The sequence below is a fragment of the Anaerofustis sp. LCP19S3_F7 genome (genome assembly GCF_052119445.1).
GTDB classification, from domain to species: domain Bacteria; phylum Bacillota; class Clostridia; order Eubacteriales; family Anaerofustaceae; genus Anaerofustis; species Anaerofustis butyriciformans.
Genome location: NZ_JBQKFF010000005.1, coordinates 1 through 23,950 on the forward strand (window position 1 = coordinate 1; position 23,950 = coordinate 23,950).

24 protein-coding genes and 2 tRNA genes are annotated in these 23,950 nt (G+C 28.0%); 17 read left to right on the forward strand and 9 right to left on the reverse strand.

Annotated elements, in window-relative coordinates; translation table 11 throughout:
* Positions 1-498: 498 nt before the first annotated feature.
* Complete coding sequence (locus ACTQYZ_RS06195; protein ID WP_441416225.1) at positions 499-1,395, forward strand: hypothetical protein; 897 nt, start codon at positions 499-501, stop codon at positions 1,393-1,395.
* Between the two features lie 238 nt (positions 1,396-1,633).
* Positions 1,634-3,604 carry a DUF859 family phage minor structural protein gene (locus ACTQYZ_RS06200; protein ID WP_441416226.1) on the forward strand — a complete coding sequence of 657 codons (1,971 nt, stop codon included), beginning with the start codon at positions 1,634-1,636 and terminating at the stop codon, positions 3,602-3,604.
* Between the two features lie 13 nt (positions 3,605-3,617).
* Here ACTQYZ_RS06200 and ACTQYZ_RS06205 read toward each other — a convergent pair whose 3' ends face one another.
* The 5 genes from ACTQYZ_RS06205 to ACTQYZ_RS06225 form a co-directional block, all read right to left on the reverse strand.
* A complete protein-coding gene (locus tag ACTQYZ_RS06205; protein ID WP_441416227.1) occupies positions 3,618-4,664 on the reverse strand; it encodes a lysylphosphatidylglycerol synthase transmembrane domain-containing protein in 1,047 nt (348 codons plus the stop codon).
* Between the two features lies 1 nt (position 4,665).
* On the reverse strand, positions 4,666-5,355 hold the full coding sequence (locus ACTQYZ_RS06210) for a polysaccharide deacetylase family protein (protein ID WP_441022261.1): 690 nt from the start codon (positions 5,353-5,355) through the stop codon (positions 4,666-4,668).
* A gap of 13 nt (positions 5,356-5,368) precedes the next feature.
* Positions 5,369-6,427, reverse strand: coding sequence for an MGDG synthase family glycosyltransferase (locus ACTQYZ_RS06215; protein ID WP_441416228.1), 1,059 nt, complete (start codon positions 6,425-6,427; stop codon positions 5,369-5,371).
* A 151-nt stretch (positions 6,428-6,578) separates the two neighbouring features.
* Positions 6,579-7,103, reverse strand: a complete 525-nt coding sequence (locus tag ACTQYZ_RS06220; protein ID WP_441022257.1) for a spore maturation protein — start codon at positions 7,101-7,103, stop codon at positions 6,579-6,581.
* The gene (locus ACTQYZ_RS06225) at positions 7,097-7,678 is read right to left on the reverse strand and encodes a nucleoside recognition domain-containing protein (RefSeq protein WP_441416229.1); all 582 of its coding nucleotides are present in this window, start codon (positions 7,676-7,678) and stop codon (positions 7,097-7,099) included. Before ACTQYZ_RS06225 ends, ACTQYZ_RS06220 begins: the two co-directional genes overlap by 7 nt.
* 194 nt (positions 7,679-7,872) lie before the next feature.
* Here ACTQYZ_RS06225 and ACTQYZ_RS06230 point away from each other — a divergent pair, with 194 nt between their 5' ends.
* The 4 genes from ACTQYZ_RS06230 to ACTQYZ_RS06245 all read left to right on the forward strand — a co-directional run bounded on the left by ACTQYZ_RS06230 (position 7,873) and on the right by ACTQYZ_RS06245 (position 12,299).
* The gene (locus ACTQYZ_RS06230; protein WP_441022253.1) at positions 7,873-8,916 is read left to right on the forward strand and encodes an alcohol dehydrogenase catalytic domain-containing protein; all 1,044 of its coding nucleotides are present in this window, start codon (positions 7,873-7,875) and stop codon (positions 8,914-8,916) included.
* 287 nt (positions 8,917-9,203) lie between these two features.
* Positions 9,204-10,094 (forward strand): hypothetical protein, encoded by an 891-nt coding sequence (locus ACTQYZ_RS06235; RefSeq protein ID WP_441416230.1) that lies wholly within the window; start codon positions 9,204-9,206, stop codon positions 10,092-10,094.
* Positions 10,095-10,111: 17 nt separating this feature from the next.
* On the forward strand, positions 10,112-10,648 hold the full coding sequence (locus ACTQYZ_RS06240; protein WP_329379618.1) for a Holliday junction resolvase RecU: 537 nt from the start codon (positions 10,112-10,114) through the stop codon (positions 10,646-10,648).
* Between the two features lies 1 nt (position 10,649).
* Positions 10,650-12,299: a nucleoside kinase gene (locus ACTQYZ_RS06245; protein ID WP_441022248.1), complete on the forward strand. Its 1,650-nt coding sequence runs from the start codon at positions 10,650-10,652 to the stop codon at positions 12,297-12,299.
* Between the two features lie 34 nt (positions 12,300-12,333).
* Here ACTQYZ_RS06245 and ACTQYZ_RS06250 read toward each other — a convergent pair whose 3' ends face one another.
* Positions 12,334-12,585 carry a hypothetical protein gene (locus ACTQYZ_RS06250; RefSeq protein WP_441022246.1) on the reverse strand — a complete coding sequence of 84 codons (252 nt, stop codon included), beginning with the start codon at positions 12,583-12,585 and terminating at the stop codon, positions 12,334-12,336.
* A gap of 164 nt (positions 12,586-12,749) precedes the next feature.
* On the opposite strand from ACTQYZ_RS06250, the gene ACTQYZ_RS06255 reads away from it, so the two are divergent.
* Positions 12,750-13,370 carry a hypothetical protein gene (locus tag ACTQYZ_RS06255; RefSeq protein WP_441416231.1) on the forward strand — a complete coding sequence of 207 codons (621 nt, stop codon included), beginning with the start codon at positions 12,750-12,752 and terminating at the stop codon, positions 13,368-13,370.
* A 39-nt stretch (positions 13,371-13,409) separates the two neighbouring features.
* On the opposite strand, the gene ACTQYZ_RS06260 is transcribed toward ACTQYZ_RS06255, so the two are convergent.
* Positions 13,410-14,015 (reverse strand): 3'-5' exonuclease, encoded by a 606-nt coding sequence (locus tag ACTQYZ_RS06260; protein ID WP_441022242.1) that lies wholly within the window; start codon positions 14,013-14,015, stop codon positions 13,410-13,412.
* A gap of 288 nt (positions 14,016-14,303) precedes the next feature.
* On the opposite strand from ACTQYZ_RS06260, the gene ACTQYZ_RS06265 reads away from it, so the two are divergent.
* From ACTQYZ_RS06265 to fba, 10 genes are all read left to right on the forward strand, one after another.
* A tRNA-Lys gene (locus ACTQYZ_RS06265) sits at positions 14,304-14,379 on the forward strand.
* A gap of 104 nt (positions 14,380-14,483) precedes the next feature.
* A tRNA-Lys gene (locus ACTQYZ_RS06270) sits at positions 14,484-14,559 on the forward strand.
* 106 nt (positions 14,560-14,665) lie between these two features.
* Positions 14,666-15,145 carry a hypothetical protein gene (locus ACTQYZ_RS06275; protein ID WP_441416232.1) on the forward strand — a complete coding sequence of 160 codons (480 nt, stop codon included), beginning with the start codon at positions 14,666-14,668 and terminating at the stop codon, positions 15,143-15,145.
* A gap of 65 nt (positions 15,146-15,210) precedes the next feature.
* A complete protein-coding gene (locus ACTQYZ_RS06280; RefSeq protein WP_329379635.1) occupies positions 15,211-15,381 on the forward strand; it encodes a stress-responsive transcriptional regulator PspC in 171 nt (56 codons plus the stop codon).
* A 195-nt stretch (positions 15,382-15,576) separates the two neighbouring features.
* Positions 15,577-15,756, forward strand: coding sequence for a hypothetical protein (locus tag ACTQYZ_RS06285; RefSeq protein WP_329379639.1), 180 nt, complete (start codon positions 15,577-15,579; stop codon positions 15,754-15,756).
* A gap of 24 nt (positions 15,757-15,780) precedes the next feature.
* Entirely contained in the window at positions 15,781-18,426 is a 2,646-nt protein-coding gene (locus tag ACTQYZ_RS06290) for a valine--tRNA ligase (RefSeq protein WP_441416233.1), read from the forward strand.
* A gap of 201 nt (positions 18,427-18,627) precedes the next feature.
* Positions 18,628-19,050 (forward strand): hypothetical protein, encoded by a 423-nt coding sequence (locus ACTQYZ_RS06295; RefSeq protein ID WP_329379646.1) that lies wholly within the window; start codon positions 18,628-18,630, stop codon positions 19,048-19,050.
* 2 nt (positions 19,051-19,052) lie between these two features.
* Positions 19,053-20,000 (forward strand): TIGR01212 family radical SAM protein, encoded by a 948-nt coding sequence (locus ACTQYZ_RS06300; protein WP_253229463.1) that lies wholly within the window; start codon positions 19,053-19,055, stop codon positions 19,998-20,000.
* A 12-nt stretch (positions 20,001-20,012) separates the two neighbouring features.
* A complete protein-coding gene (locus ACTQYZ_RS06305; RefSeq protein WP_441022235.1) occupies positions 20,013-20,831 on the forward strand; it encodes a GTP pyrophosphokinase in 819 nt (272 codons plus the stop codon).
* Positions 20,831-21,766, forward strand: a complete 936-nt coding sequence (fba, locus tag ACTQYZ_RS06310; protein ID WP_441022234.1) for a class II fructose-1,6-bisphosphate aldolase — start codon at positions 20,831-20,833, stop codon at positions 21,764-21,766. The genes ACTQYZ_RS06305 and fba overlap by 1 nt, the downstream gene beginning before the upstream one ends.
* Positions 21,767-21,820: 54 nt before the next feature.
* Here the strand turns inward: fba and ACTQYZ_RS06315 are convergent, their stop codons facing one another.
* Positions 21,821-22,105, reverse strand: coding sequence for a DUF6506 family protein (locus ACTQYZ_RS06315; protein WP_138268492.1), 285 nt, complete (start codon positions 22,103-22,105; stop codon positions 21,821-21,823).
* 23 nt (positions 22,106-22,128) lie between these two features.
* Positions 22,129-23,664, reverse strand: a complete 1,536-nt coding sequence (gene cls, locus ACTQYZ_RS06320; RefSeq protein WP_441022230.1) for a cardiolipin synthase — start codon at positions 23,662-23,664, stop codon at positions 22,129-22,131.
* Positions 23,665-23,950: the final 286 nt, after the last annotated feature.

Below are 23,950 nucleotides of genomic sequence, written 5' to 3' on the forward strand. Positions count from 1 at the left end.
GTATATAGATTATTAAAAATTTTTCTTCAGAATGAAGAATTTTTTATTTATAATAAAATTCTTTTATATTTTATTTTGAATTAATAAAAGGATTAATAAATATTATAAATCATAAATATTATAATTTTCTATATAAATTTTGAATAAAATAAGTAATATCAAATCTTACAAAAATGTTATTGAATAAAGAAAATAAAATGATAACATTAAATTATATAAAAGAACGAAATTTAAGGAGGGAATTATGGGTAATGATAAAAATGAAAAAAAGATAAAATCAGCAGAGAAAGCTATTGATTCATGGTTGTGAACGATTGATGATAGTGAAAAAAATTACAAAAGGATTTAAACGAAAAAAAAAGAATAAAAGTTCTAAATAAAATTGAATCTGCTAAGAAATCGTTATTTTATTACATAAAACAATTAGAAGAATATGGCGGTAACCCATCAGAATATTTAAAAGATGTAACAGATTTTCAAAAAGGAATTATAAATCAATTGTTTCCAAATAGCTTAGATAATAATAATATAGGTGCAAAAAGAATAGTAGACAAAATAATATTCAGAATGGATAAAGTAAAGAAGCTAAAACAGAAAATGACATTTGATCCAAATGATGATATAAAAGTAAAAAATGATTTATTTAGAGCGTATGAATTTATAGGAACATATATAATGGCTTTGGAAGATAAAAGTCTAAGAAGTTTCTATAATGAATACTGGCAGTATACAAGGGATTATGAAAATACAAAAGATAAATATTTTACAAAAGAAGAACAAGAAATAATAGCAACAGGACTTGAATGTTCAAGGGAATATAACGAATATTTCAAAGAAAAACATAAGTTTGCACTTGGGATTTTAGATAAGATAGAAGAGACAGGAGAAAAGTTAATAGAAGTAGGAGAAAAGATAGGAGACTTTGGAGAATTGACACAAGCGAAAGTATGGGTAGATAACTATTATAAAGATGTGTTTCCTCAGATAGTAAAAAATATAGAAGGCGACATAAAAGGAAAGGAGCTTGAAGAAAAATCCAAAGCAATGACAAGAAGATATATAGAATTTATCTTGTCAAAAGAAGAGACTTCAAAAGCAATGGAAGAAAAGCTTTATTATGAAAGAAAAGGAGCTGAAATTGTAGAAGAATTAAAAAAGGATTCTCAAAAGGCAAAAGAAAATTTAAAAGGTTTGCTTGGAAACATATCAAGTATAATGATAGATAAAATGGTAAGAGAAATGGAAAAAGAACCATATATAGCCATTTATGATATGGTAAAGGCAAATGAAGGGGAAGAGAGGGCAGCATTTATGTTCTTATATGATAGAGAACCTATAATAGAAAGTAAGATAGAAACATTTTCAAAATACAGTTTTGAAGAATTAGGATTATAAAATATAAAATTAGCTAAAAACATCAAACGAGAGTTTGGTGTTTTTTTTATTACGAATTTTTGAAAGGGGGTGGTTGAATTGAAAGAATAAATTAAATAATTATTTTTTTAGCCAAAATGAAAAATAGAAAGGAGAAAAAAATGGCAAATATAAATAAAAATTTAAGAATAGGAGATTTTATGTTTTACGGAAGCGAAGGAAATCTTACAATAACATATTTACAATGAGGAGAAGAATAATGGCTGATAAAAAAATATTTGGGAACTATGATTCGAGCAGTTATGATTTGTATGTGATTTGTTCTACAAACTCTCAAAGTGTTACAAATAATAGTTCAAGTGTCACTTTTACTTTTGGAATGTATAAAGCAAGTAGTAACTCTCAAAGTTATAATTTAGACTCTCAAACATTTACTTATAAAATAAACGGGGTTAAATATACAAAATCCGTAAGTTTCGATTTTAGAAGTAAGGGAACGGGAACATATAATAAATTATTTTCTGTAACAAAAACCATAGCACATAATGCAGACGGAACAAAGACTGTATCTGTTAGTGCATCTCATCCAACGGGAATAAGTCTTGGAACAGGAAGTTTGTCGGGAAGTTATACACTTGCGACTATTCCAAGAGCTTCTACTCCTACGCTTAGTGCATCGTCAGTAAATGTAGGAAGTAGTGTTACGATTTATACAAATAGAAAGAGTAGTTCTTTTACGCATAAAATAGTATGTGCAATGGGAAGTTATTCAAAGACTATAAGTAATGTTGGAAGCAGCACATCTTTAAGTTTAGATACTTCTTTGGCAGATTATATTACTTCGGCTACTTCGGCAACAATGAAAATAACATGTACTACATACAATGGTAGTACAAATATAGGAAGTAAGTATGTTAATTTAACTGTTAAAGTTCCAAATACTGATGAATTTAAGCCTACCGTTTCAAGTAATGAGATAACAGGTAATAGTACTCTTGAAGGTCTTTTGGTTCAAAATGTAAGTACTATTGATTCTTTAATAACGGCTAGTGGAAAAAATAATTCTACGATAAAGACATATAAGGTTAATGTTGGAGGGAAAGCTTATTCTTCAACTTCTTCACATATAAAAGGAATTACACTTCCAAATAGTGGGGATCAAATAAATATTGTAACCAGTGTTGTAGACAGCAGAGGTTATGAAAGTACAGCCTTAAACTCAACAATAGCTGTATATCCTTACAGCAATTTAAATATTTCCAATTTTAATGTAAAAAGAGCTGAAGAGGATAGTGGTAACTCTCTTATTGTAAGTTTTAATGCTGATTTTGCGTCGGTTAATAAGAAGAATACTTTTGAATATGTGTTATATAGAAAATTATTTGGTGCAGAAAAATATGAGGAATTTTTTAAAGGGGTTATTGTCGTAAGTGATGAATTTGAAGAAGGGAAGTTTATAGATGGAAAATATGTATCTACTGTTGTAACCAATGAAGATAAGGTTTCTGAAAAATTTAATATTCTAATACCTTTAGATATAGCTACTTTTCCTAATGAAAGTACTTTTGATATAAAAATTAAATATAATGATTTCAATATGAGTGCAGAAGATTATGCATTATTACAAACTGAATTTGTAACTTTAGATTTTAGAAAAGGTGGAAAAGGGATTGCTATTGGGAAATTTTGTGAAGAAGATGCTTTTGAAGTAAATATTCCGGCTGTTTTTCATAAAGGTGTAAAAGGTATAGGTTTGTTAGACTATATTCACCCTGTCGGTTCGATTGTGTACATTAACAATAGCTCTTTTAATCCAAATATAGAATGGGGAGGAAATTGGGAAAGAATAAAAGGTAGGTTTATATTTGGGGCAGACGATGAAACTTATAATTTGAATAGTCAAGGAGGAGAGTTAAGTCATACCTTAAAAACCGAAGAATTGCCTGTTCATTCACATTCTGTTACCATAAATAATGCGCCATCAAGCGGTAGTGTAGGAACGATTTTTTCTTCGGGAACAACTGATGCAACTTCTGGACCTTTTACTAGAAGTGTTTATAAAGAAAGAAATTATCAAACTAGTGATACTACTCCTGTAAATACATGGAAAACAGTAACGTGGTCTTATACTCATAAACATACGGCAACAAGTGCTGATGTGGGGAGTGGAAAGGCTTTTAATATTATACCAGCTTATAAAGCTGTTTATATTTGGGAAAGAATAGAATAAATCAAGGAAACCCTTATGCGGTTTCCTTGATCATGTTGGAGTTTTTAATATAAATAAGTTGAAAAAACATTATTGCCAGTCCTGAAACAAGAACGAATAAATAAAAGTTTATTCCCCTTGAAAGTAACATTGCAGGGCTTGTAAGTGTAAGAGGGAAAATGTATTTGAATAGTGATAAAAATCCTCCTTCACTTGCACCTACTCCACCTGGTAATGGAAGAGCCATAACAGATGAATAAAGTACAGCTTGTATTGATATTATTTGTATAAAATTAAACTGTGAAAGTCCGAAAGATTTATATACAAAGAATGTTACAGAATACATTGCTGTTAGTTGTATAAATGTAATCATTAAAGTTTTTATAAGTGCTTTTTTGTTGTTTTTTATGTATTTTGCACCGCTTGCATATTCTTCAAGTTGTTCTTTTGATTTTTCTTTACATCCTTCAATATTTTTGTATTTTAGTTTTGTTAAAATTTTTGTTGCAAAATTTAATAATTTCTCCATTAATCTTCTATTAAAAAGTGCACATATAATAAACAAAAATGCAATAATATTTATTGTTATTCCTATAAATAAAAGATATTTTATGCTTCCTATTTTTTCCATAAAGAAGTTCATATTAATGAAAAAACCAAGAAGAGAAATAATTACAGTATTGATTTGAAAACTTGCAAGTTCTATAAGTAAAGCTACTATACTGTGTGATATTTCTATGTTATCTTTTTTCATGAAGTAAACCTGCATAGGTTGTCCACCTGATGCTGATGGGGTAATTGAACTAAAGAAAAAGCCCACAAGAGCATATTTTATTCCTTTTATAAGTCCTACATTATATCCCAGTATATTTAAATTTCTAAGTATGTTTATTCCTTCACAACTTATAAATACACACATTGCTATGATGGCAAGTAGTATATAGTTTGTATTTACGTCTTCAATAGTCTCAATTATTGATGTTAAATTTGAATCTTTAAACAACATATAAGACGTAAGAATAAGCATTACCACAAAAAATATTGTAGACTTAAAAATATTTTTTATTTTATTATCCTTCATTTTATTCTCCGGTTGTTTTAAAAATGTATCCTTCATTTTTCCATTTTGGAAGAATTTCTTTTAATGCTTCTATTGTTCTTTTGGGAGCACCATCTCTGCCTCGTCCGTCATGGAGGCAGATAATATCATTGTTCTTTACTCTTTTTTCAAGTTTATTTTTTATTATTTCACTTGTTGTGTTTTTTTGCCAATCTTCTGCCATAACATCCCAAAGGAAAGGTTTTAAATTATAGGACTTCATAAGGTATATCATTGCCCAGTTGAATTGTCCCCAGGGAGGTCTGAAACTTGGGTTTTTTACGCCTAGATTATTTAAGGTATTTATTCCTTTTTGAAAGTTCGTTTTGGTTTTTAGAGGATGTTGTATGAGTGCGCTTTTGTGTTCATACCAATGAAGTCCTATTTTATGCCCTTCTTCTTGCATTCTTTTTATTATGTCAGGATTATTTTTTGCAAATTCACCTACTACAAAAAAGGATGCTTTGATGTCATTTTCTTTTAAAATATCAAGAAGTTCCAAGGTGTATTTTGGATCCGGGCCGTCATCGAATGTAAGGTATATGTTTTTACCATTACTTGTTATATTCTTTTTTTCTATTTTATGTTTTATCTTATAAAAATAAGTTGGGATTATTCCGTATAAAATAATTAATGATATAAATATTAATATAGTATAAAATAAAATTTTCATATGTCTTTCACCTTTAAGCAGATATAATAGTTTCTAAATAATCGTTTTGAGTTTCTTTTTTTATTCTTCTCATATTTTCTTTCATTTGATTTAATCTTTTTTCATCATTGATTAACTCTATTACATCTTTTGATATGTTTTCTTTTTTCTTCCATTTAATCATTCCAATATCATTTTTTTCTATATATAAAGCATTTCCAACTTCTTGCATTAAGAAAGGATGTATTATATATAAAGGACAAAGTGCGTGAATTGCTTCAAATGTTGTTATTCCGCCTGACTTTGTTATTATTAGATCAGCTTTATTCATATATTTATGAACATCATTTGTAAATCCCACTACATTAATATTAGGAAATTTTTCTTTCATCTTATTAAACATTTCTTTATTTTTTCCGCATATTAATGTGACATTGATAGAGTCGTTTTCGTTAAAAGTTTTTAAAATATCTTCTATTCCAGGTATTAATCCAAGTCCTCCACCCATAATTAATAATTCTTTTTGTTTTTTTCCTTTAATTATTTTTAGGTTTTTGAATGCTTGTTTTACAGGTATACCGGAAATTAGTATTTTTTCTTCTTCAACACCTTTTTCCATTAGTTCGATTTTAGTTTCTTTACTTCCTACAAAATATAAATTTGTACCTTTGCCTACCCATTCGTTATGTGCTGATATATCTGTTATATATGTATATAAAGGTATATTGATTTTTTTTGTTTCTTTATATAGTGATATATATTTTGATGCAATTGGTATTGTTGAGATAATTACATCTGCATTATATTCTTCTATTAATTTATCTAATTTTTTAATAAGCGCTTTCTTTAATGGTATTGTTTCATTGTAATTTCCCGCTGTTTTATTAAAAAAGTTATATACTGTTGAAAACTTGCTTGTTAGATGATTAAATCCTGAGTAAATTAAATTTGCCCATGATGGGAAAAGATAATCTACTACATCAACAATGTAAACATTGGAATTATTATTTTTTAATTTAAGTTCTTCCTTTATTGCATTTGCTGCGGATATGTGTCCCATTCCGAAGCGAGCAGTTAAAATTAATGTATTCATTTTTTTCCCTCTCTTTTATATGATATGTAATTTATTTTTTAATTTCTTTAAGCACAATATATCATAAAAAAAGCCTTAAAAACGGAACTTAAGAGAATGTTAATTTTTGTTAATATGTTGTTAATTTTCTTTAAAAAAACGAAAAATTTATTTATGCAAAAAAAATTAAAGATACAATATAAGCTATGATAAAGCCAAAAAAATCTGCAAGAAGACAGACTTTAAGGGTATATCTTAGGTTAGTTATTTTTTCTCCTGATAAATATACATTTAAAACATATAAAGTTGTCTCGGTAGAACCCATCATTATACTTGCTGTAAGTCCAATAAAGGAATCGGGCGTGTATACTTTAAATATATCGCAAAGAATTGCACTGGCTCCTGAGCCTGAAATTGGTCTAAATATCATTAAAGGCAGTAATTCACTTTTAAAATGGAATATATTGCAAATAGGGGATAGAATAGATATTAAAAAATCGCTTAATCCACTTTCTTTAAAAACATTAACGCTTATAATGAATGTCAAAAGGAATGGGAAAATGCTTAAAGTGGTTTTTAGTCCCTTTTTTGCACCTGTTACAAATGTCGCATAAATATCAATTTTTTTTATCATTCCATAGGTTAAAACCCCTAGAATGATTGAAATAATTACAAAAGAAGATATGAAATTTAACATTTATTACCCCTCTTAAATAATTTAGCCAGTATGATTCCACAAATTGTTGTAAATAGTGTTGAAAGTAGGATAGGCAGAAATACTATGGTTGGATTTTTAGATCCAAAGGACATTCTGTAAGCAAATATAGAGGTTGGAAGAAGTTGTAAACAGGTTGTATTTAATACCAAAAACATAATCATATCATCACTTAATGTATCTTTTTTCTTGTTAAGTTTATTCATTTTGTGTATGGCTTCTATTCCAAGAGGGGTTGCAGCATTACCAAGTCCTAAAAAGTTTGCGGAAAGGTTTAAAATAACAGCATTTAAGGCTTCTTTATCCTTTTTTATATCTTTAAATAGTATATTTATAATTGTTTTAAAAACAGTATTTATTTTATCGGTTAATTTGCTTTTTGAAACTATTTCCATTATTCCACTCCAAAAACACATTGTTCCGATGAGAGAAAAACATATTTTTACACTGTCCTGTCCTGCAGATGAAAATGCATTTGCAATATTATTTGTTTTGCCTGTAAAAATTCCAAAAATTACCGAAAAGAGAATAAGAAAATACCATATTTTTTTTAGCATTTATTTTATTTTCCTCCTTAAAAAGTATAAAATGTGACATTTGTAACATAGCAAAATTAAACATTTAAAATGTAAACCTTATCAAGTTACAAAAGTTTTAATTTTTATATTTTATTCTGCTTGACTTTGTGTTATAATCAATTCAACAAAAAAATAAAACAAATAAAAAAATAATTTTTAAGGAGAATATTATAATGGAAGCAGTCGTATTTAGAGGACCAAATGATTTTGGTTTAGAAAACGTTGAAACACCTGAATGTCCAGAAGGTGGTATTTTAGTAAAGGTTGAAGCAGTAGGTCTTTGTGGTTCTGATATTAGAACATTTGGTTCTGGTCATAAAGATGTTACACCTCCACATATTTTAGGTCATGAAGTTGCTGGTGTAATCGAAAAAAGTGATAATGCAAAATATCCAGCAGGAAAAAGAGTAGTTTTAAATCCACTTATTAAACTTTGTGGTGAATGTTATTTCTGTAAAAACGGTTTACAAAACCATTGTATCAATAAAAAACTTTTAGGTTCTGAAATGCCTGGTGGATATGCTCAATATGTTCCAATCCCAGCTGATTGCTGTACAGATGATGGTATCGTAGAAGTTCCAGAAGGATTTAACTTAGATTTAATTCCTTTAGCTGAAACATTATCAAGTGTTTACTCTACACAAGAATTCGCAAACGTAAAAGACGGCGATGTAGTTGTTGTTATCGGTGCTGGTCCTTTAGGAAACTTACATAGTGCAGTTGCAAAAGCAAGAGGAGCTAAAAAAGTTATTATCTCTGAACCAAGTGAACACAGACTTGAAATGGCTCATAGATTTGACACAACAGATGATTTCGTAAACCCTATTGCGGGTGATTTACATGATTTCGTTATGCAAGAAACAGATGGTATCGGTGCTGACGTTGTTATTACAGCTTGCCCAGTAGGTTCTGTTCAAGTTGAAGCTACACATTTATTAAAACCAAGAGGAAAAGTTATTTTATTCGGTGGTCTTCCAAAAGATAACTGTCACGTAGCTTTTGACTCTAACTTAATTCACTATCAAGAACTTGTATTATACGGTGGTTACGCTTACGCTCCATCAGTATTTAGAAAAGCTATCGAACTTATTACAACAGGTAAAATCGATGCTACTAAATTTATCACACACGTTATTCCTTTGAAAGAAATCAAAAAAGGTATCGAATTAGTTAAAACAGGTGAAGCTATTAAAGTTGTTTTAAAACCTTGGGAATAAAATCCATAATTTCTTTTTACATAGCTACAGTTCTTTTATTTAAAGGATTGTAGCTTTTTTGTTTGAAGTTGAAAGATTGATTTGTTAGAAATAATTTAAAATTATACAATTTGAAGTTAGATGAAATTTTTACTGAATTTAATCTGAAATTCAAAAAAATTATGTTTTAAATGTTTGAAATTATTTCCTTTTGTTTTAACATATGATTTGACTATGTAAATTAAACATTATTGATAAAAAAAAACAAATATGATATCATTATCAATAGTATCTATTAGGAGGGTAATATGAAATCTAAAACCAGACAATTAATTGCAAGAATAATTGTAGGCTTGTTAGTTTTTTTTATGATATTAAGTATAGTAGCACCATATATTTTTGCGGCTGAAAAATTTGTTTCATATTCAAATGAAGATTTACATATGAGTTTTAAAATTCCTTCATCTGCAAAAAATGATATGGAGAAAATAAGTGAAAATGCGAGAGAGTTTTCTGTAAATTTTAATTTAACGGTTAGAGTTTCATATGGAGATATTTACGAAGAAGTTTTAAAAAGTAATAAATTATCTAAAAAAGAATTACTTAGGAAACAAGTTTATATAGAAAGTAATTTTGTAAAAGATACTTGGAATAATGAAGATTACATAAAAGATTATTTTAAAGATATATTAGACGATGCTAAAAGCAGTTATGATTATAAGATAAGTAAAACCACTATTAGTGGTATACCTGCATGGAGATGTTCTTATAAAGGGAAAAGTGTAAAAAGTGAAGGTGAGTATTATCTTACAGTTAATAATGGAGGACTTTATACTCTTCAAATAGATTCATATATGGCTGATATGTCAGAAAATAAATCTACCATAAATAAAATAATTGATTCTTATGAGATAACTGATGTATATATTCCAACACAAACAGAACTTACAACTGTTACAAAACAAGAAGAAAAAACTACAGTTTCAAATGCACAAAATAATCAAAATACAAAAGCCCAAAATCAAGAAAACAATAATGATGAAACTTCTGTTATTTTTTCTTATTTTGTTGGCGGAATAATACTTTTAGCTATTTTTATATCGTTAGGCGTATATATTGTTAAACAGAAAAAATATAAAAAGAGAAAAAAAGAAAGAAAAAATATAAGAGTAAAAAGAAGAAATAACGAAAAATTATAATTTAATAAGGAGCAAAAATGGGGTACTGGGAAAGCAGAGGTCTTAGAGGAAGCGAATTTGAGGATTTGATAAATAGAACCAATAAGGTGTATTTTGATGATGATTTAGCTGTTGTTCAAAAGATTCCTACAGCAATAAAACCTGTTAGACTTGATAATGAAAGAGGAGTAATATCTCTTGCTTATTTTGATGAAAAAAGTACCGTTGACTATATTGGTAATATTCAAGGTATCCCTGTTTGTTTTGATGCGAAAGAAATTTCGGGAAAAAGCCTTCCCATTGCCAATATACATGAACATCAAGTGAGATTTATGGATAAGTTTGATATGCAAGGTGGTATTGCATTCTTACTTGTCCATTTTAAAATTTTTGATGAATATTTTATTTTAGACATAAAAACCCTAATAAAGTATTATAATAATGCAATGAAAGGTGGAAGAAAATCTATACCATATGACGCTTTTAATAAAGAATTGAAGGTGTATTTGGATCATAAATATCCTATTCATTATCTTGAAGGAGTAAGCAAATATTTGCAGTTAAAGGAGAAGTAATATGATAAGGATAAAATTTGATAATAAAAAAATTTTAAATATAAAAGAAGATACAACCATTACTGACCTTGCTCAGTTAAGTGATAAAAAAGACTTAATTGTGGGAGGTCTTGTTAATAATGAAGTTGAAAGCTTGAATTATCATTTTAAACAAGATTGTGATTTTAGTTTTGTTTATCTTAATACCTCGTTAGGTAAAAAGATTTATGAAAAAACATTATTATTTTTACTTGCGGTAAGTTCAAAAAAAATTTTTAAAAATAGAGAAATTTCCATAGGGTATTCTATTGGAGGTGGAATATTTTTTGAATATAAAGATGAAAGTGATTTATCTGAAGATGATATTATAAAGTTAAAAGAAAAAATGAGAGAGTTTATAGATTATAATTTTCCTATTGTAAAATTAAAAACTACAAAAGAGGAAATGAAAGAATCAATAAATAAAAATATTTTTTTAACAAATAAAGAAGTTGTTGATTATTTAGATGATAAAAGTCTTTTAACCTTGTATGAATTAGGTGATTGTTATGGATATTTCTATGGTGACTTATTGCCATCTACCGGATATTTGAAAGTTTTTGATATAATAAAATACAATCATGGGGCGGTTTTGCTTGGATGCGATAAACTTCGTCCTAATAAAATCCATGCTTTTTATGATAATCCTAAATTGTTTAAGGAATACGAAGCTTTTGATAAATGGTTAAAAGATGTTAATGTAACAAATATAGCATCGCTAAACAAAAAAATAGAAAATAGAGAATGTGAAGAGCTTATTTTGGCAAGTGAGGCAAGACATGAATATTTAATTGCCAAAGCAGCTGATAAAATAATTACTTCAAAAGATGAAAAAAGAATTATTTTAATATCAGGTCCTTCTTCTTCAGGTAAAACTACAACATCAAAAAGACTTAAAACACATCTTATGGCAAGAGGTTTAAGTCCTGTTACAATAGGTCTTGATGATTATTTCTTAAATAGAGAACTTACTCCGAGAGATGAAGAAGGTAAACCTCTTTATGAGTCAATAGAAGCAATTGATATACCTTTGTTTAATGAACATTTAATAAGACTTATAAGAGGAGAAGAAGTTAGTATACCTATATTTGATTTTAAAAGCGGTCATAGGAGAAAAATCGGAAGAAAAATAAAGGTTGATGAGCATAATCCAATTATTATTGAAGGTATTCATGGACTTAATGAACGTCTTACATTGGATATTCCGGAAAGTAAAAAATTTAAAATATACATTGCTCCATTAACAGTTATGGGAATAGATCAATATAATAGAATTACAACATCAAAAATAAGAATGTTAAGAAGAATTGTAAGAGATGCACATTTTAGAGGTAACAGTGCTACTGATACCATAAGTATGTGGGAAGATGTAAGAGAAGGGGAGAAGGTAAATATTATTCCTTATAGGGAAGAGGCTGATTATATAATTAATTCAACTTTGATTTATGAAATACCGGTACTAAAAAAATATGCTCTTCCTCTTTTATCAGAGATAAAACATGATAATAAATATTATTATGAAGCAAAACATCTTATTGATTTTTTGTCTTTGTTTAAAGATATACAATCAGAAGAATTTATTCCTGGGGTATCTTTATTAAAAGAATTTATCGGCGGAAGTTTATATGAATAAAAATTAAAGAGAATGTCATGACATTCTCTTTAATTTATAATTCTATTATATTTTTTATTTCTTCGAATATTGCACTTATTTCTTCTTTAAATTCTTCACTATCTTGAATGTTTTTGTCACATATTTCGATAAGCTCATTTGTTATTAAATCCGCAACTTCTTCATCTTCTTTATATAATTTTTCATGGTTTTTATCGATAAGTTTATGTGATTTTTTTATAAATACATCTTTTGAGATATTTTCATTTAAAAATTCTTCTATCGCTTTTATTACTTTATTTATCATTTTTTTTCTCCTACAATTATTTTTATTATTATATCATAAAATAAAATCATAGTGCCGATTTTGTAAAATATTGTATTTTTAAGTAAAAAAAATAAAAATGATAACGTTTAATTAGTTTGTGATATAATATTTATAATTTATAAGACAAGAGGATGGTGGAAATTATGAAAAAAATTATAGCTTTAATTATGTCAATTTTTGTCATATGTAGTTTAACTGGTTGTGGAGGAGAAAAACCAGAAGAGTTTCTAGCAACATATTTAGATGTTATGTGCTGTAAAGATGAAGATAAAGTATTAGAAAAATATATAAACGGAGAAGAAGTTGATGAATATTATGAAGAAGCATTAGGCGCAGATCTTAAATATTTTAAATCAAGTGGCATAGATGAATTTATGTTATCTATATATAAAAATTTAAATTATGAAATAATTAGTGTTGAACAAGATGGTGATAAAGCTACTGCGAAAGTAAACTTTTCTGTTGTTGATTTTGGCAAAGCTTATGATCAAGCCATGAAAGATAGTGTTAAATGGTTTATGGATAATATGTCTGCTTCTGATAGTGATATTTCAAATAAATTAATGGAGAATTTTACAAAAGAAATAAATAATACAGCAAAAAAAGGTGATTTTAAAGAAAAAGAAATAACTTTTATTATGAGTAAAGATGATGAGGGATACTGGAATATCGATAATATGAATTCTGCAATGAATGATTTATTTGAAGAAGGGACCAATGATATAAATGATATAAATAATAATCTTGATAGTTATTTTTATTAAAAATAAAATGAAAAAGAACATACATAATGTATGTTCTTTTTATAAATTAAATATCATTTTATACATATTAATATCACCATATTGTTCTAAAATAATATTTCTATACTTTTCAAAACAATGGTATGTGTCTATACAATCGGATAAAGCTCTGTGTTTTTGGTCTCTTTGAATATTTAATTTTTTTAATAGCGTTTCAAGTTTATGATTTTCAAATTCAGGACTTATTTTCCTTGATATTTTAAGTAAGTCTACATAATCATTATTTAAAATTAAAGTTGTATTTCTTTCATAATTATCATATAAGAAATTTATATCAAAATTAACGTTTTGTCCAACTAAAATATCTTTTCCAACGAAATCATTAAACTTAAGTATTGCATCTTTTATATTTGTGGCATCTTTAACCATTTCATTATCAATACCTGTTAGTTTTTGTATTTCCTCAGAAATAGTTTCTTTTTGAGGTTTTACCAAAATTGAAAATTCTTCACTCATTTTAGTTTCTCTTACTTTAAGTGCGCCTATTTCTATTATTTCATTATATTCAGAGTCAAGTCCTGTTGTTTCAATATCGATTACGCAGTAGTCATTTGGAAAATCAAAATATTCTTTCCCTTTATGTTCTCTATATTTTAAATAATTCATATCTTTCTCCTTTTATTTATATAAATTATAATGATTTTTCTTTTGATTTCCATAAGTTTATAATGTTTTTTACAAATTAATAATAAATAAGTTATTTAGTAATAAATAATATCTATAATATGTAAATTTGTAAAATAATAAGCTTAATAAAAGATAAAAATATATGAATAAAAACCGATTTTTTAGTATAATTATATATATAAATAAAAAAATTATAAAAAAAATAAAAAAGTATTGACAATATTTGTATGTTTTAGTATACTAATTAAGCTGTCAGATTAATTAAGTGACCCATTAGCTCAGTTGGCAGAGCACTTGACTTTTAATCAAGGTGTCCGGAGTTCGAATCTCCGATGGGTCACCATTTTTTTGTCAAAAGTGATTGAAAATTATATAAATAAATTTTAAATTTAGTATTGACAAATTTTGAATGTTCTAGTATACTAATTAAGCTGTCAAATATTAAGTGACCCATTAGCTCAGTTGGCAGAGCACTTGACTTTTAATCAAGGTGTCCGGAGTTCGAATCTCCGATGGGTCACCATTTTTTTGCCCATTTACCATATCTTTTGATATGGTTTTTTTATTTTTTTTGAATAATAAACATACATAATTGAAAAGATAATATTATTAAAATCAGGAGAATAGATTTGGAAGAATTATGTATTGAACTTAATGGGGAAAGAATAAAGATTTATTCTTTTATGGATAAAAAAATATCATTAAAAAATATATTAAAACATGTACATTTTTGTAAAGATAGTAAAAATGTAAAGTTTAAAATAACTTTAATAGATAAAATATCAAAAAAGGATAAAATTATTAATTTACGTAAGGCTTTAAACTTATCTGATATATTAATAGTTAATTCTGCCAGTAAAATAAATATAAGGCATTTTAATATAAAAACAATATCATATGGACTAGATGAAAAATCTACCGTTAATGTTTCCAGTATCAATAATATGGAAAATGATAAACCTATAGTATGTATACAAAGAAGTTTTTCGTCTGTATTTTTAAAGGAATATGATCCTATGGAAATCAAAGTGAAAAGAATTAAAAATATAGATGATATAGCTACTTTTTTAGGGTTAATAACTCTTAAATTAGTATTAGAATTAGATTAAATGTTTGAATTTTTATCTTGTGTGATGTATAATTATAAATATAAATTTTAAGAGAGGATCGAACAATGGAAAAGAACAATACCGGAAAAATTATTTTAGCATCTGTAGTTGGTTCTGTAATGATAATTGGAGCCTTAGGAACGTATTTATATGTTAAGGATAAACTTAACAAAAAGAAACTTGGTGGAAAATTAATAAAAGTTGATTACAATTATTCAAAAGAGTTTGACGATTAATGAGAAGACTTCATAAGTTTGAAGTCTTTTTTATTTTATAGAAAAATATAATTCTTTGTTAAACTTATATTTTTATATATTTTATGATAATTTATTCTTTAATGTTTATAACGTGAGTAAGGCTAATTCATTGACAAAAAAAGCTATATTTGTTATCATAAATTTTATAATTTGTAAATTTTTAGAGGTGTCAAAATGAAAATATGGATAGTTAGATTAGTCGGTGTTTTGATGATTTGTCTGGGCGCTTTTTTTGTAAGACGTCTTGATCATGTAGACCCTGATGAAAGATATTTTAAAATATTAGCTTTATTTGCCATCCCTATGGGATTAATGCTTATAATGGCAACATTTATAAAAGTTTTTGGAGCTTAATAAATAAAAAAACGAGGTTGTAAAATGAGTGAAAAAACATTGGAAAAACAATATAATCCTTCAAAAATAGAAGGCGAAATATATGAAAAATGGGAAAAAGGCGGGTATTTTAAACCTGAAGTAAATAAAGACGGAAAACCTTTTACCATAATTATGCCTCCTCCTAACATTACCGGAAAACTTCATATAGGCCATGCTTTTGATGATACTTTACAAGACATTCTTATAAGATATAAAAGAATGAAGGGTTTTGCTGCGTTATGGCTACCTGGTGAAGATCATGCAAGTATTGCAACAGAAGTAAAGGTTGTTGATAAAATCAAGGAAGAGACAGGAAAAACAAAACAAGATTTAGGCAGGGAAGCATTCCTTGAAGAAGCTTGGGATTGGGCTAAAACTTACAGAAAAGAAATAGCAAATCAAGTAAGAAAACTTGGTGCATCATGTGACTGGTCAAGAGAAAGATTTACTATGGATGAAGGTGTAAGCGAAGCCGTAAAAGAAACTTTCGTAAGGCTTTATGAAAAAGGTCTTATATATAGAGGAAACAGAATAATCAACTGGTGTCCAAGCTGTAGAACTGCTTTAAGCGATGCAGAAGTTGAATATGAAGAACAAAAAGGTCATTTATGGCATATAAAATATCCTATTAAGGATAGTGATGAGTATGTTGTAATTGCAACAACAAGACCTGAAACAATGCTAGGGGATAGTGCTGTTGCGATTAATCCTGATGATGAAAGATATACTCACCTTAAAGGTAAAACTTTGATTTTACCTCTTGTAAACAAAGAAATTCCTATTGTATTTGATGACTATGTAGATAAAGAATTTGGTACAGGTTGTGTAAAAATTACACCTTGTCATGACCCTAACGACTTTGAAGTGGGTCTAAGACATAATCTTGAACAAATAAGAGTATTTAATGATGACGGAACAATAAATGAACTTGGTGGAAAATATCAAGGTTTAACAACTAAGGAAGCAAGAAAACAAATCGTAGAAGATTTAAAAGAAGCAGGCTTATTAGAAAAAATAGAAGATCATATGCATAATGTTGGAACATGTTACAGATGTGGAACAACAGTTGAGCCTTTAACTTCACTTCAATGGTTTGTAAAAATGGAACCACTTGCTAAGCCTGCAATTGACGTTGTTAAAAACGCTGAAGTACAATTTGTTCCTGATAGATTTAAAAAGATATACTTTAACTGGATGGAAAACATTAAAGATTGGTGTATTTCAAGACAGTTATGGTGGGGACATAGAATTCCTGCATATTACTGTGAAGAATGCGGCGAAATGGTAGTAAGCAAAAATGTACCTGAAAAATGTCCTAAATGTGGATGCTCAAAATTAAAACAAGATGAAGATGCACTTGATACATGGTTCTCTTCTGCTTTATGGCCATTTTCTACTTTAGGATGGCCTGAAAAAACTGAAGATCTTGAAAAATTCTATCCAAACGATGTTTTGGTAACAGGTTTTGATATTATTTTCTTCTGGGTAGCAAGAATGGTATTTTCCGGAATAGAACAAATGGGTAAACCACCTTTCCATCATGTATATATTCATGGTTTGGTTAGAGACTCACAAGGTAGAAAAATGAGTAAATCTCTTGGAAACGGTATTGACCCACTTGAAGTAATAGATAAATATGGTGCCGATGTACTTCGTTTCTCTCTTGTAACGGGAAATAAAGCGGGTAATGATACAAGATGGCAAGAAAGTAAAGTTGAAGCAAACAGAAACTTTGCAAATAAAATTAACAATGCTGCAAGATTTATTCTTATGAACCTTGAAGATTTTGACGTAGAAAAAGAAGTTGATTTTGATACACTTCATGATACAGATAAATGGATAATTTCAAGAAAGAATCAAATTGTTAAAGAAGTTACTGCAAATATTGAAAAATATGAATTTGGTATTGCGGCAGAAAAACTATATACATTTATTTGGAATGAATTCTGTGACTTATACATTGAATTTGCAAAACCAAGATTAAATTCTGAAAACGCAAATGACAGATTTAATACACAGTATACTCTAAACCATGTATTTATGGATATAATCAAAATGTTACATCCATATATGCCTTTCATTACAGAACATATTTACTCTTTCATGCCTGGAAAGAACGGAATGCTTATTGGAGAAAAATATCCTGAATATAGAGAAGAATATAATTTCTCAAAAGAAGAAAATGATATAGGCATTATTGTTGAAGCTTTAAGAGCTGTAAGAAATGCGAGAGCTAATATGAACATACCACCTTCAAAGAAAGCTGACGGTTATATTTTTGCAAATGATAAAGGCATGGAAAATGTTTTTGCATCAAGTAAAGATATATTATGTAAATTAGCAGGATTTAAAGATATAAGTTTTATTGATAGTGAATATGACAAAGAAGAAAGTTTAAGTGTTGTATCAAGTGGCGGTAAAATCTATATACCTATGGGAGAACTTATAGATAAAGACAAAGAAATTGAAAGACTTCAAAAGGAAGAAAAGAAACTTATTGGTGAAATAGAAAGACTTGATAAGAAACTTTCTAATAAAAACTTTGTAGATAAAGCTCCTGCAAAAGTAGTTGAAGGTGAAAAAGAAAAATATAAAAAATATGAAGCATTACTTAACGAAGTAAGAGAAAGTTTAAATAAACTAAAATAAAAAAAGTGCGTATACACTTTTTTTATTGTTTCTTTTTTGTGAATTAAAAATAAAATTATGAAAAATATAAATATAAATAGTCTTTTTATTTGCTTATTTATATAAGGCAGTAAATTAATTTGTGTTACAAATGCTCTTCACATTTTGATTAAAATGTTGTATAATAAATTAAAATAAAAAAAGACGTACGAGGTGATTAAAATGGTTAGAATTATCGGTGGTGCTGAAGGCACTGGAAAAACACAAAAACTTATTGAATTAGCTAACAGTGAAAACAAAGAAGCAAAAGGACTTCAAGTTTATATTGATTCTTCACTTAACCATTCAAGAGAAGTAATGACACAAATCAGATTTATTAACACATCTGAATTTCATGTAGCATCTCCTGAAATGTTTTTCGGATTTTTATGTGGTTTAATAGCCGGAAACTATGATATTAACCAAATATACATTGATGATATTTTAGAAATCTTAAATGCTAAACATCTTGAAACTGCAATAGCATTTTTAGATCAATTGGAAGCTCTTACAAAAGAGTATGAATGCGATATAACTCTTACTCTTGGCGCAAGAGACGAAGATGAATTAAATCTAATAAAAAAATATGAATATCAAGAAGCGTAACATTGTATACTAAATTTTCTACTAAGTTAAAAGAAAAGTACTCAGGAAAAGTTTATAAAATTCCTATAAGTATTGACACAACCTGTCCGGTAAGAGATGGGAGTATATCTAAAGGCGGATGTATATTTTGTGGTGAAAAAGGTGCAGGATATGAAAATGGTGACTGCAAAGAATCAATTACTAAACAAATAAACGATAATTTAGATATTTTTGTAAATAAATATAAAGCCGAAAAATTTATATTATATTTTCAAAATTTTACCAATACGTATATTAAACTTTCTACTTTTAAAAATAACATTTTGGAAGCTGTAAATGCATTAGATAATGTTGTTGCGGTGTCTATTTCAACAAGACCCGATTGCATTGACAATGATTATTTGAGCTTTTTGAAAGAAGTAGAAAATGAGTATCATCTTGATATAATAATCGAACTTGGTTTACAGTCCGTAAACAACGAAACTCTTAGAAAATTAAATAGAGGACATACTTTAGCAGATTATATTAAAGCTGTTTTAATGATAAAAAGTTATGGTTTTGAAGTAAGTACGCATATAATTGCTTCAATACCATATGACAGCGATGAAGATATAATAGAAGCTGCAAAAATTCTTAGTATTTTAAAAACAGATAGTGTTAAAATTCATTCATTATATGTAGAAAGAAATACAATTTTGGGTAAAATGTATTTAGATGGAAAAATAAAAATGCTTTCAATCGAAGATTATGTAAGGAGAGTAGTTTTATTTTTAGAAAACTTGGATGAAAATATTGCGGTGGAAAGACTGGTATCCAGAGTACCAAAAGAAGAAGATGTCCTCTTTTTAAACTGGGATAGATCTCACTGGGTAATACAGGATATGATTCTGGATGAGATGAAAAAACAAAATACTTATCAAGGGAAAAAATATAATATATATAACAAAGGTTTGCTTGATAAGTTTAAATAAAGGAATGATATTGTGCTTGAAACAGGCGTGAATTGGGATGACTTTTTATATCCGTATAGACAAGCTGTTGACGAACTGGTTTTAAAATTTAAAACAATAAGAGATCAAAAGATAACAGTTGGTCAGTATTCAGAAATTGAAGAAGTTCACGGAAGAGTAAAAAAAGTAAAAAGCATACTGGAAAAATTGGAAAAAAATCATTATAATATTGATGATATTTCAACAAAGATAACCGATGTTGCAGGTATAAGAATAATATGCCAATTTGAAGAAGATATAACAAAGGTTGTCAGTGATATAATGAAAAGGAATGATATGAAGGTGGTTATAAAAAAAGACTACCTTGCAAATCCAAAAGAAAGCGGTTATCGTTCCGTTCATTTAATTATAGAATATCATGTAAATACAGCATTTGGAGTTAAAGATATTCTATGTGAAATACAAGTAAGAACTTTAGCTATCAACTTTTGGGCTACCATAGAACATTCCCTTAATTATAAATATGAGGGGGATATACCTAAGGAGCTTTCCAACAGACTGAAAGCAGCTGCAAAAAAAGTTGAAGAATTAGATAAAGAAATGAGTGCAATAAGAGATGAAGTAATGCACGCACAAAAAATATTTATGGCAAGTAAAAATGCCACATTAATGACAAGTCAATATATATCCTATCTAAATAAGATGGGGTATTTGGAATTAGGGAATAAATATGTTAAAATATTTAATAAGTTATCTGAAAAAGATGACACCCTACAACTTCTTCTTTTAGAAAAACAATTGGAAGCGGAAGTAAAAAAAATAGAAAACAAAGAAAACAAAGGAGAACAATAATGGCTTTAATCTCAAGTAAAGAAATTTTACAAAAAGCAAAAGAAGGAAAATATGCAGTAGGTGCTTTCAATGTAAACAACATGGAAATTATCCAAGGTATCGTTGAAGCTGCACAACAAGAAAATGCTCCTGTAATTTTACAAGTATCAGCAGGTGCTAGAAAATATGCAAAATCAGCTTACTTAACATCTTTAGTTGATGCTGCAATCAAAGATACAGGTGTTGATGTTGTATTACATCTTGACCATGGTGATAGCTTTGAAATTTGTAAATCTTGTATTGATGATGGATTCACATCAGTAATGATCGATGCAAGTAAATATGATTTTGACAAAAACGTTGAAATTACAAAACAAGTTGTTGAATACGCTCATGATCATGGCGTAACAGTTGAAGCTGAACTTGGTAAATTAGCAGGTGTTGAAGATGCTGTTAAAGTTGCTACAAAAGATGCTACTTACACAGATCCTGAAGAAGCTGCTGAATTCGTAGCTAAAACAGGTGTTGACTCTTTAGCAATCGCTATCGGTACTTCTCATGGTGCATACAAATTCAGTGGAGAACCAAGCTTAGACTATGCTAGACTTGAAAAAGTTTGTGAACTTATTCCAAACTTCCCAATCGTACTTCATGGTGCTTCTTCTGTACCTCAAGAATTTGTTGAACTTAACAACAAATATGGTGCAAAAATCCCTGGAGCTCAAGGTGTTCCTGAAGAAATGTTAGCAAAAGCTGCTAAACTTGGTGTTGCTAAAATCAACGTTGATACAGATATTCGTTTAGCAATGACAGCTGCTATCAGAAAAGTATTTGTTGAACAACCAGAAGTATTCGACCCAAGAGGATACTTAGCTCCTGCAAGAACAGCTGTTAAAGATATGGTTGCTCACAAAATGCAAGTATTTGGTTGTGCTGGTAAAGGCTCACTTAAATAGTTTATATGAAAAATTAAATAATAAAAAAAGACCATCTTTAAGATGGTCCTTTTTTTATTTATTAAATGTTTTATTGTAAATTTCTTCTTGTTCCTTAAGGTGAGTTACATACCCAATTGGAATTTCATTATTTGTTGCTTTAATTATTTCTCTTGCGCCTTCTTCGTTAAAAGCTCCGCACAGTTCAATACAGTTTATTCCTTCTTCGTAAAGTTTTTTTGCAATGATACAAGCTTCTTTTAAATTAGAAACTCCAATTATTCTTGCATCTCCATCATGGATGTATGCTGTGTCATTTTTTGAATTAAAATTACCCATTATTAAAAATGCAAATTTCATATTTTGTTATTCCTTTCTTTTTATTACATTAACGGTGCAAATAATCTAAGTAAACTTCTGTATAATCTAAATAAAAACGGAAGTTTTGTTTTTTTGTTGTATCTTCTTGTACTTACTTCAAAAGTTTGAAGCATATCTTTTTTTATTTCTTTTATACTGTTTGTTTTATATAAGTAAACACCACATTCAAAATGTAAATAAAGACTCCTGTAATCCATGTTTGCAGTTCCTACCGTTGCAATTTTATCATCTGAAAGGAAACATTTCCCATGAATAAATCCTGGTGTATAATGATAAACTTTAACTCCGTTTTCAATAAGTTCCAGACAAAATGATTTTGTAAGTTCGAAAGCACTTTTTTTATCGGGTATTCCCGGAATTACGATTCTTACATCTACACCTCTTTTTGCTGCAAGAGTTAGCGCAGTGGTCATTTCATTGTCTATAATTAAATATGGCGTGTAGATATAGACATAATCTTTTGCTGCATTTAAAATGTTGATATATATATTTTCTGATAAAATTTCATTGTCAAGAGGGGAGTCGCTGTATGGTTGAACGTAACCTTCATTTTCGTACTCTTTTGCAAAATTGTAATCAGGTTTGAATTTTTCATATTCAAGCTCGTTGTCGGTAGGTCTTAGTCCGTTCCACATTTCAAGAAACATCATTGTAAAACTCCAAACAGCTTCACCTTCAAGTTTAATTGCATTGTCTTTCCAATGACCAAATCTTTCGATTTCATTTATATATTCATCAGATAAATTTATTCCCCCAGTATATCCGACTTTTCCATCAATTACCATTATTTTTCTATGGTCACGGTTATTCATTACCATTGATAAAAAAGGAACAAAAGGATTAAAAGCTATTGTTTTAATACCTTTCTTTTCTAATATTCTTTTGTATTTTGCCGGTAATACCGTAACAGAACCTATATCATCATAAATAAATCTTACATCTACACCTTCTTTAACTTTTTGTTCAAGTATATCTAAAATAGAATTCCACATTTTGCCTTCATGGACAATAAAATATTCAATGAAAATATATTTTTTTGCTTTCTTTATTTCAATAAGCATATCTTCAAAGGCTTCTTCACCTAATTTAAAAAAGTTTGTTTTGGTGTTTTTGTAAATAGGATATGGGCCGTAGTTTTCTATATACATAATGTTTCCGGCACCATAAGGATCATCGTTTATTATTTCTTCGATAATTGAAGTATCTTGGTTTAACATTCTTTGTGTAAAAACTTGAGATCTGTTTAATTTTTTTATAAGTTTTCTTGCAGGTTTTTTGTTACCGACAAAGAAGTAAAACATTATACCAAACATTGGGAAAGCCATTATAACTATTGCCCAACCCAGCTTGTATGCAGGGTTTATATTCCTAGTATTTACATAAGCAACCGCTATAATACTTACAATTAAAAATAATCCGTAAATTTGGTTGGTTACTTCGCTGAATTTTACCACAACGAAAAATAACATGAATACCTGTAATATAAGTAATATGCCGAAAATAACAATTCTGCTAAATAGTTTATCTAAAAATTTCATTTTTTCCCTTCTTTTAATTTCTTTGTATATAATATAACATTACAAACTTTTAAAGTCCATATTTTACATTAATTATATTTTTTATTTAATTTTTAAATAATATGTCAAAAAAACTACACTTTTTGTAACAAGAATGAAGTGTAATTTTTTTTGTATATGTTAATTAAATTTTATAACAAAACTAAAATTTATATTGTATAAAAATATATAAATTTACGTAATAAAGTCAATATACCATAAAAGTTACAAAAAGTATGAATATCGCTAAAAAGGAAATGTGGCTATG

Bases quoted from the DNA above. Each gene is read 5' to 3' on its own strand.
- ACTQYZ_RS06200 (WP_441416226.1), top strand. From the start codon at position 1,634: ATGGCTGATAAAAAAATATTTGGGAACTATGATTCGAGCAGTTATGAT.
- ACTQYZ_RS06205 (WP_441416227.1), bottom strand. From the start codon at position 4,664: ATGAAGGATAATAAAATAAAAAATATTTTTAAGTCTACAATATTTTTT.
- ACTQYZ_RS06210 (WP_441022261.1), bottom strand. From the start codon at position 5,355: ATGAAAATTTTATTTTATACTATATTAATATTTATATCATTAATTATT.
- ACTQYZ_RS06215 (WP_441416228.1), bottom strand. From the start codon at position 6,427: ATGAATACATTAATTTTAACTGCTCGCTTCGGAATGGGACACATATCC.
- ACTQYZ_RS06220 (WP_441022257.1), bottom strand. From the start codon at position 7,103: ATGTTAAATTTCATATCTTCTTTTGTAATTATTTCAATCATTCTAGGG.
- ACTQYZ_RS06225 (WP_441416229.1), bottom strand. From the start codon at position 7,678: ATGCTAAAAAAAATATGGTATTTTCTTATTCTCTTTTCGGTAATTTTT.
- ACTQYZ_RS06230 (WP_441022253.1), top strand. From the start codon at position 7,873: ATGGAAGCAGTCGTATTTAGAGGACCAAATGATTTTGGTTTAGAAAAC.
- ACTQYZ_RS06235 (WP_441416230.1), top strand. From the start codon at position 9,204: ATGAAATCTAAAACCAGACAATTAATTGCAAGAATAATTGTAGGCTTG.
- ACTQYZ_RS06240 (WP_329379618.1), top strand. From the start codon at position 10,112: ATGGGGTACTGGGAAAGCAGAGGTCTTAGAGGAAGCGAATTTGAGGAT.
- ACTQYZ_RS06245 (WP_441022248.1), top strand. From the start codon at position 10,650: ATGATAAGGATAAAATTTGATAATAAAAAAATTTTAAATATAAAAGAA.
- ACTQYZ_RS06250 (WP_441022246.1), bottom strand. From the start codon at position 12,585: ATGATAAATAAAGTAATAAAAGCGATAGAAGAATTTTTAAATGAAAAT.
- ACTQYZ_RS06255 (WP_441416231.1), top strand. From the start codon at position 12,750: ATGAAAAAAATTATAGCTTTAATTATGTCAATTTTTGTCATATGTAGT.
- ACTQYZ_RS06260 (WP_441022242.1), bottom strand. From the start codon at position 14,015: ATGAATTATTTAAAATATAGAGAACATAAAGGGAAAGAATATTTTGAT.
- ACTQYZ_RS06280 (WP_329379635.1), top strand. From the start codon at position 15,211: ATGGAAAAGAACAATACCGGAAAAATTATTTTAGCATCTGTAGTTGGT.
- ACTQYZ_RS06285 (WP_329379639.1), top strand. From the start codon at position 15,577: ATGAAAATATGGATAGTTAGATTAGTCGGTGTTTTGATGATTTGTCTG.
- ACTQYZ_RS06290 (WP_441416233.1), top strand. From the start codon at position 15,781: ATGAGTGAAAAAACATTGGAAAAACAATATAATCCTTCAAAAATAGAA.
- ACTQYZ_RS06295 (WP_329379646.1), top strand. From the start codon at position 18,628: ATGGTTAGAATTATCGGTGGTGCTGAAGGCACTGGAAAAACACAAAAA.
- fba (WP_441022234.1), top strand. From the start codon at position 20,831: ATGGCTTTAATCTCAAGTAAAGAAATTTTACAAAAAGCAAAAGAAGGA.
- ACTQYZ_RS06315 (WP_138268492.1), bottom strand. From the start codon at position 22,105: ATGAAATTTGCATTTTTAATAATGGGTAATTTTAATTCAAAAAATGAC.
- cls (WP_441022230.1), bottom strand. From the start codon at position 23,664: ATGAAATTTTTAGATAAACTATTTAGCAGAATTGTTATTTTCGGCATA.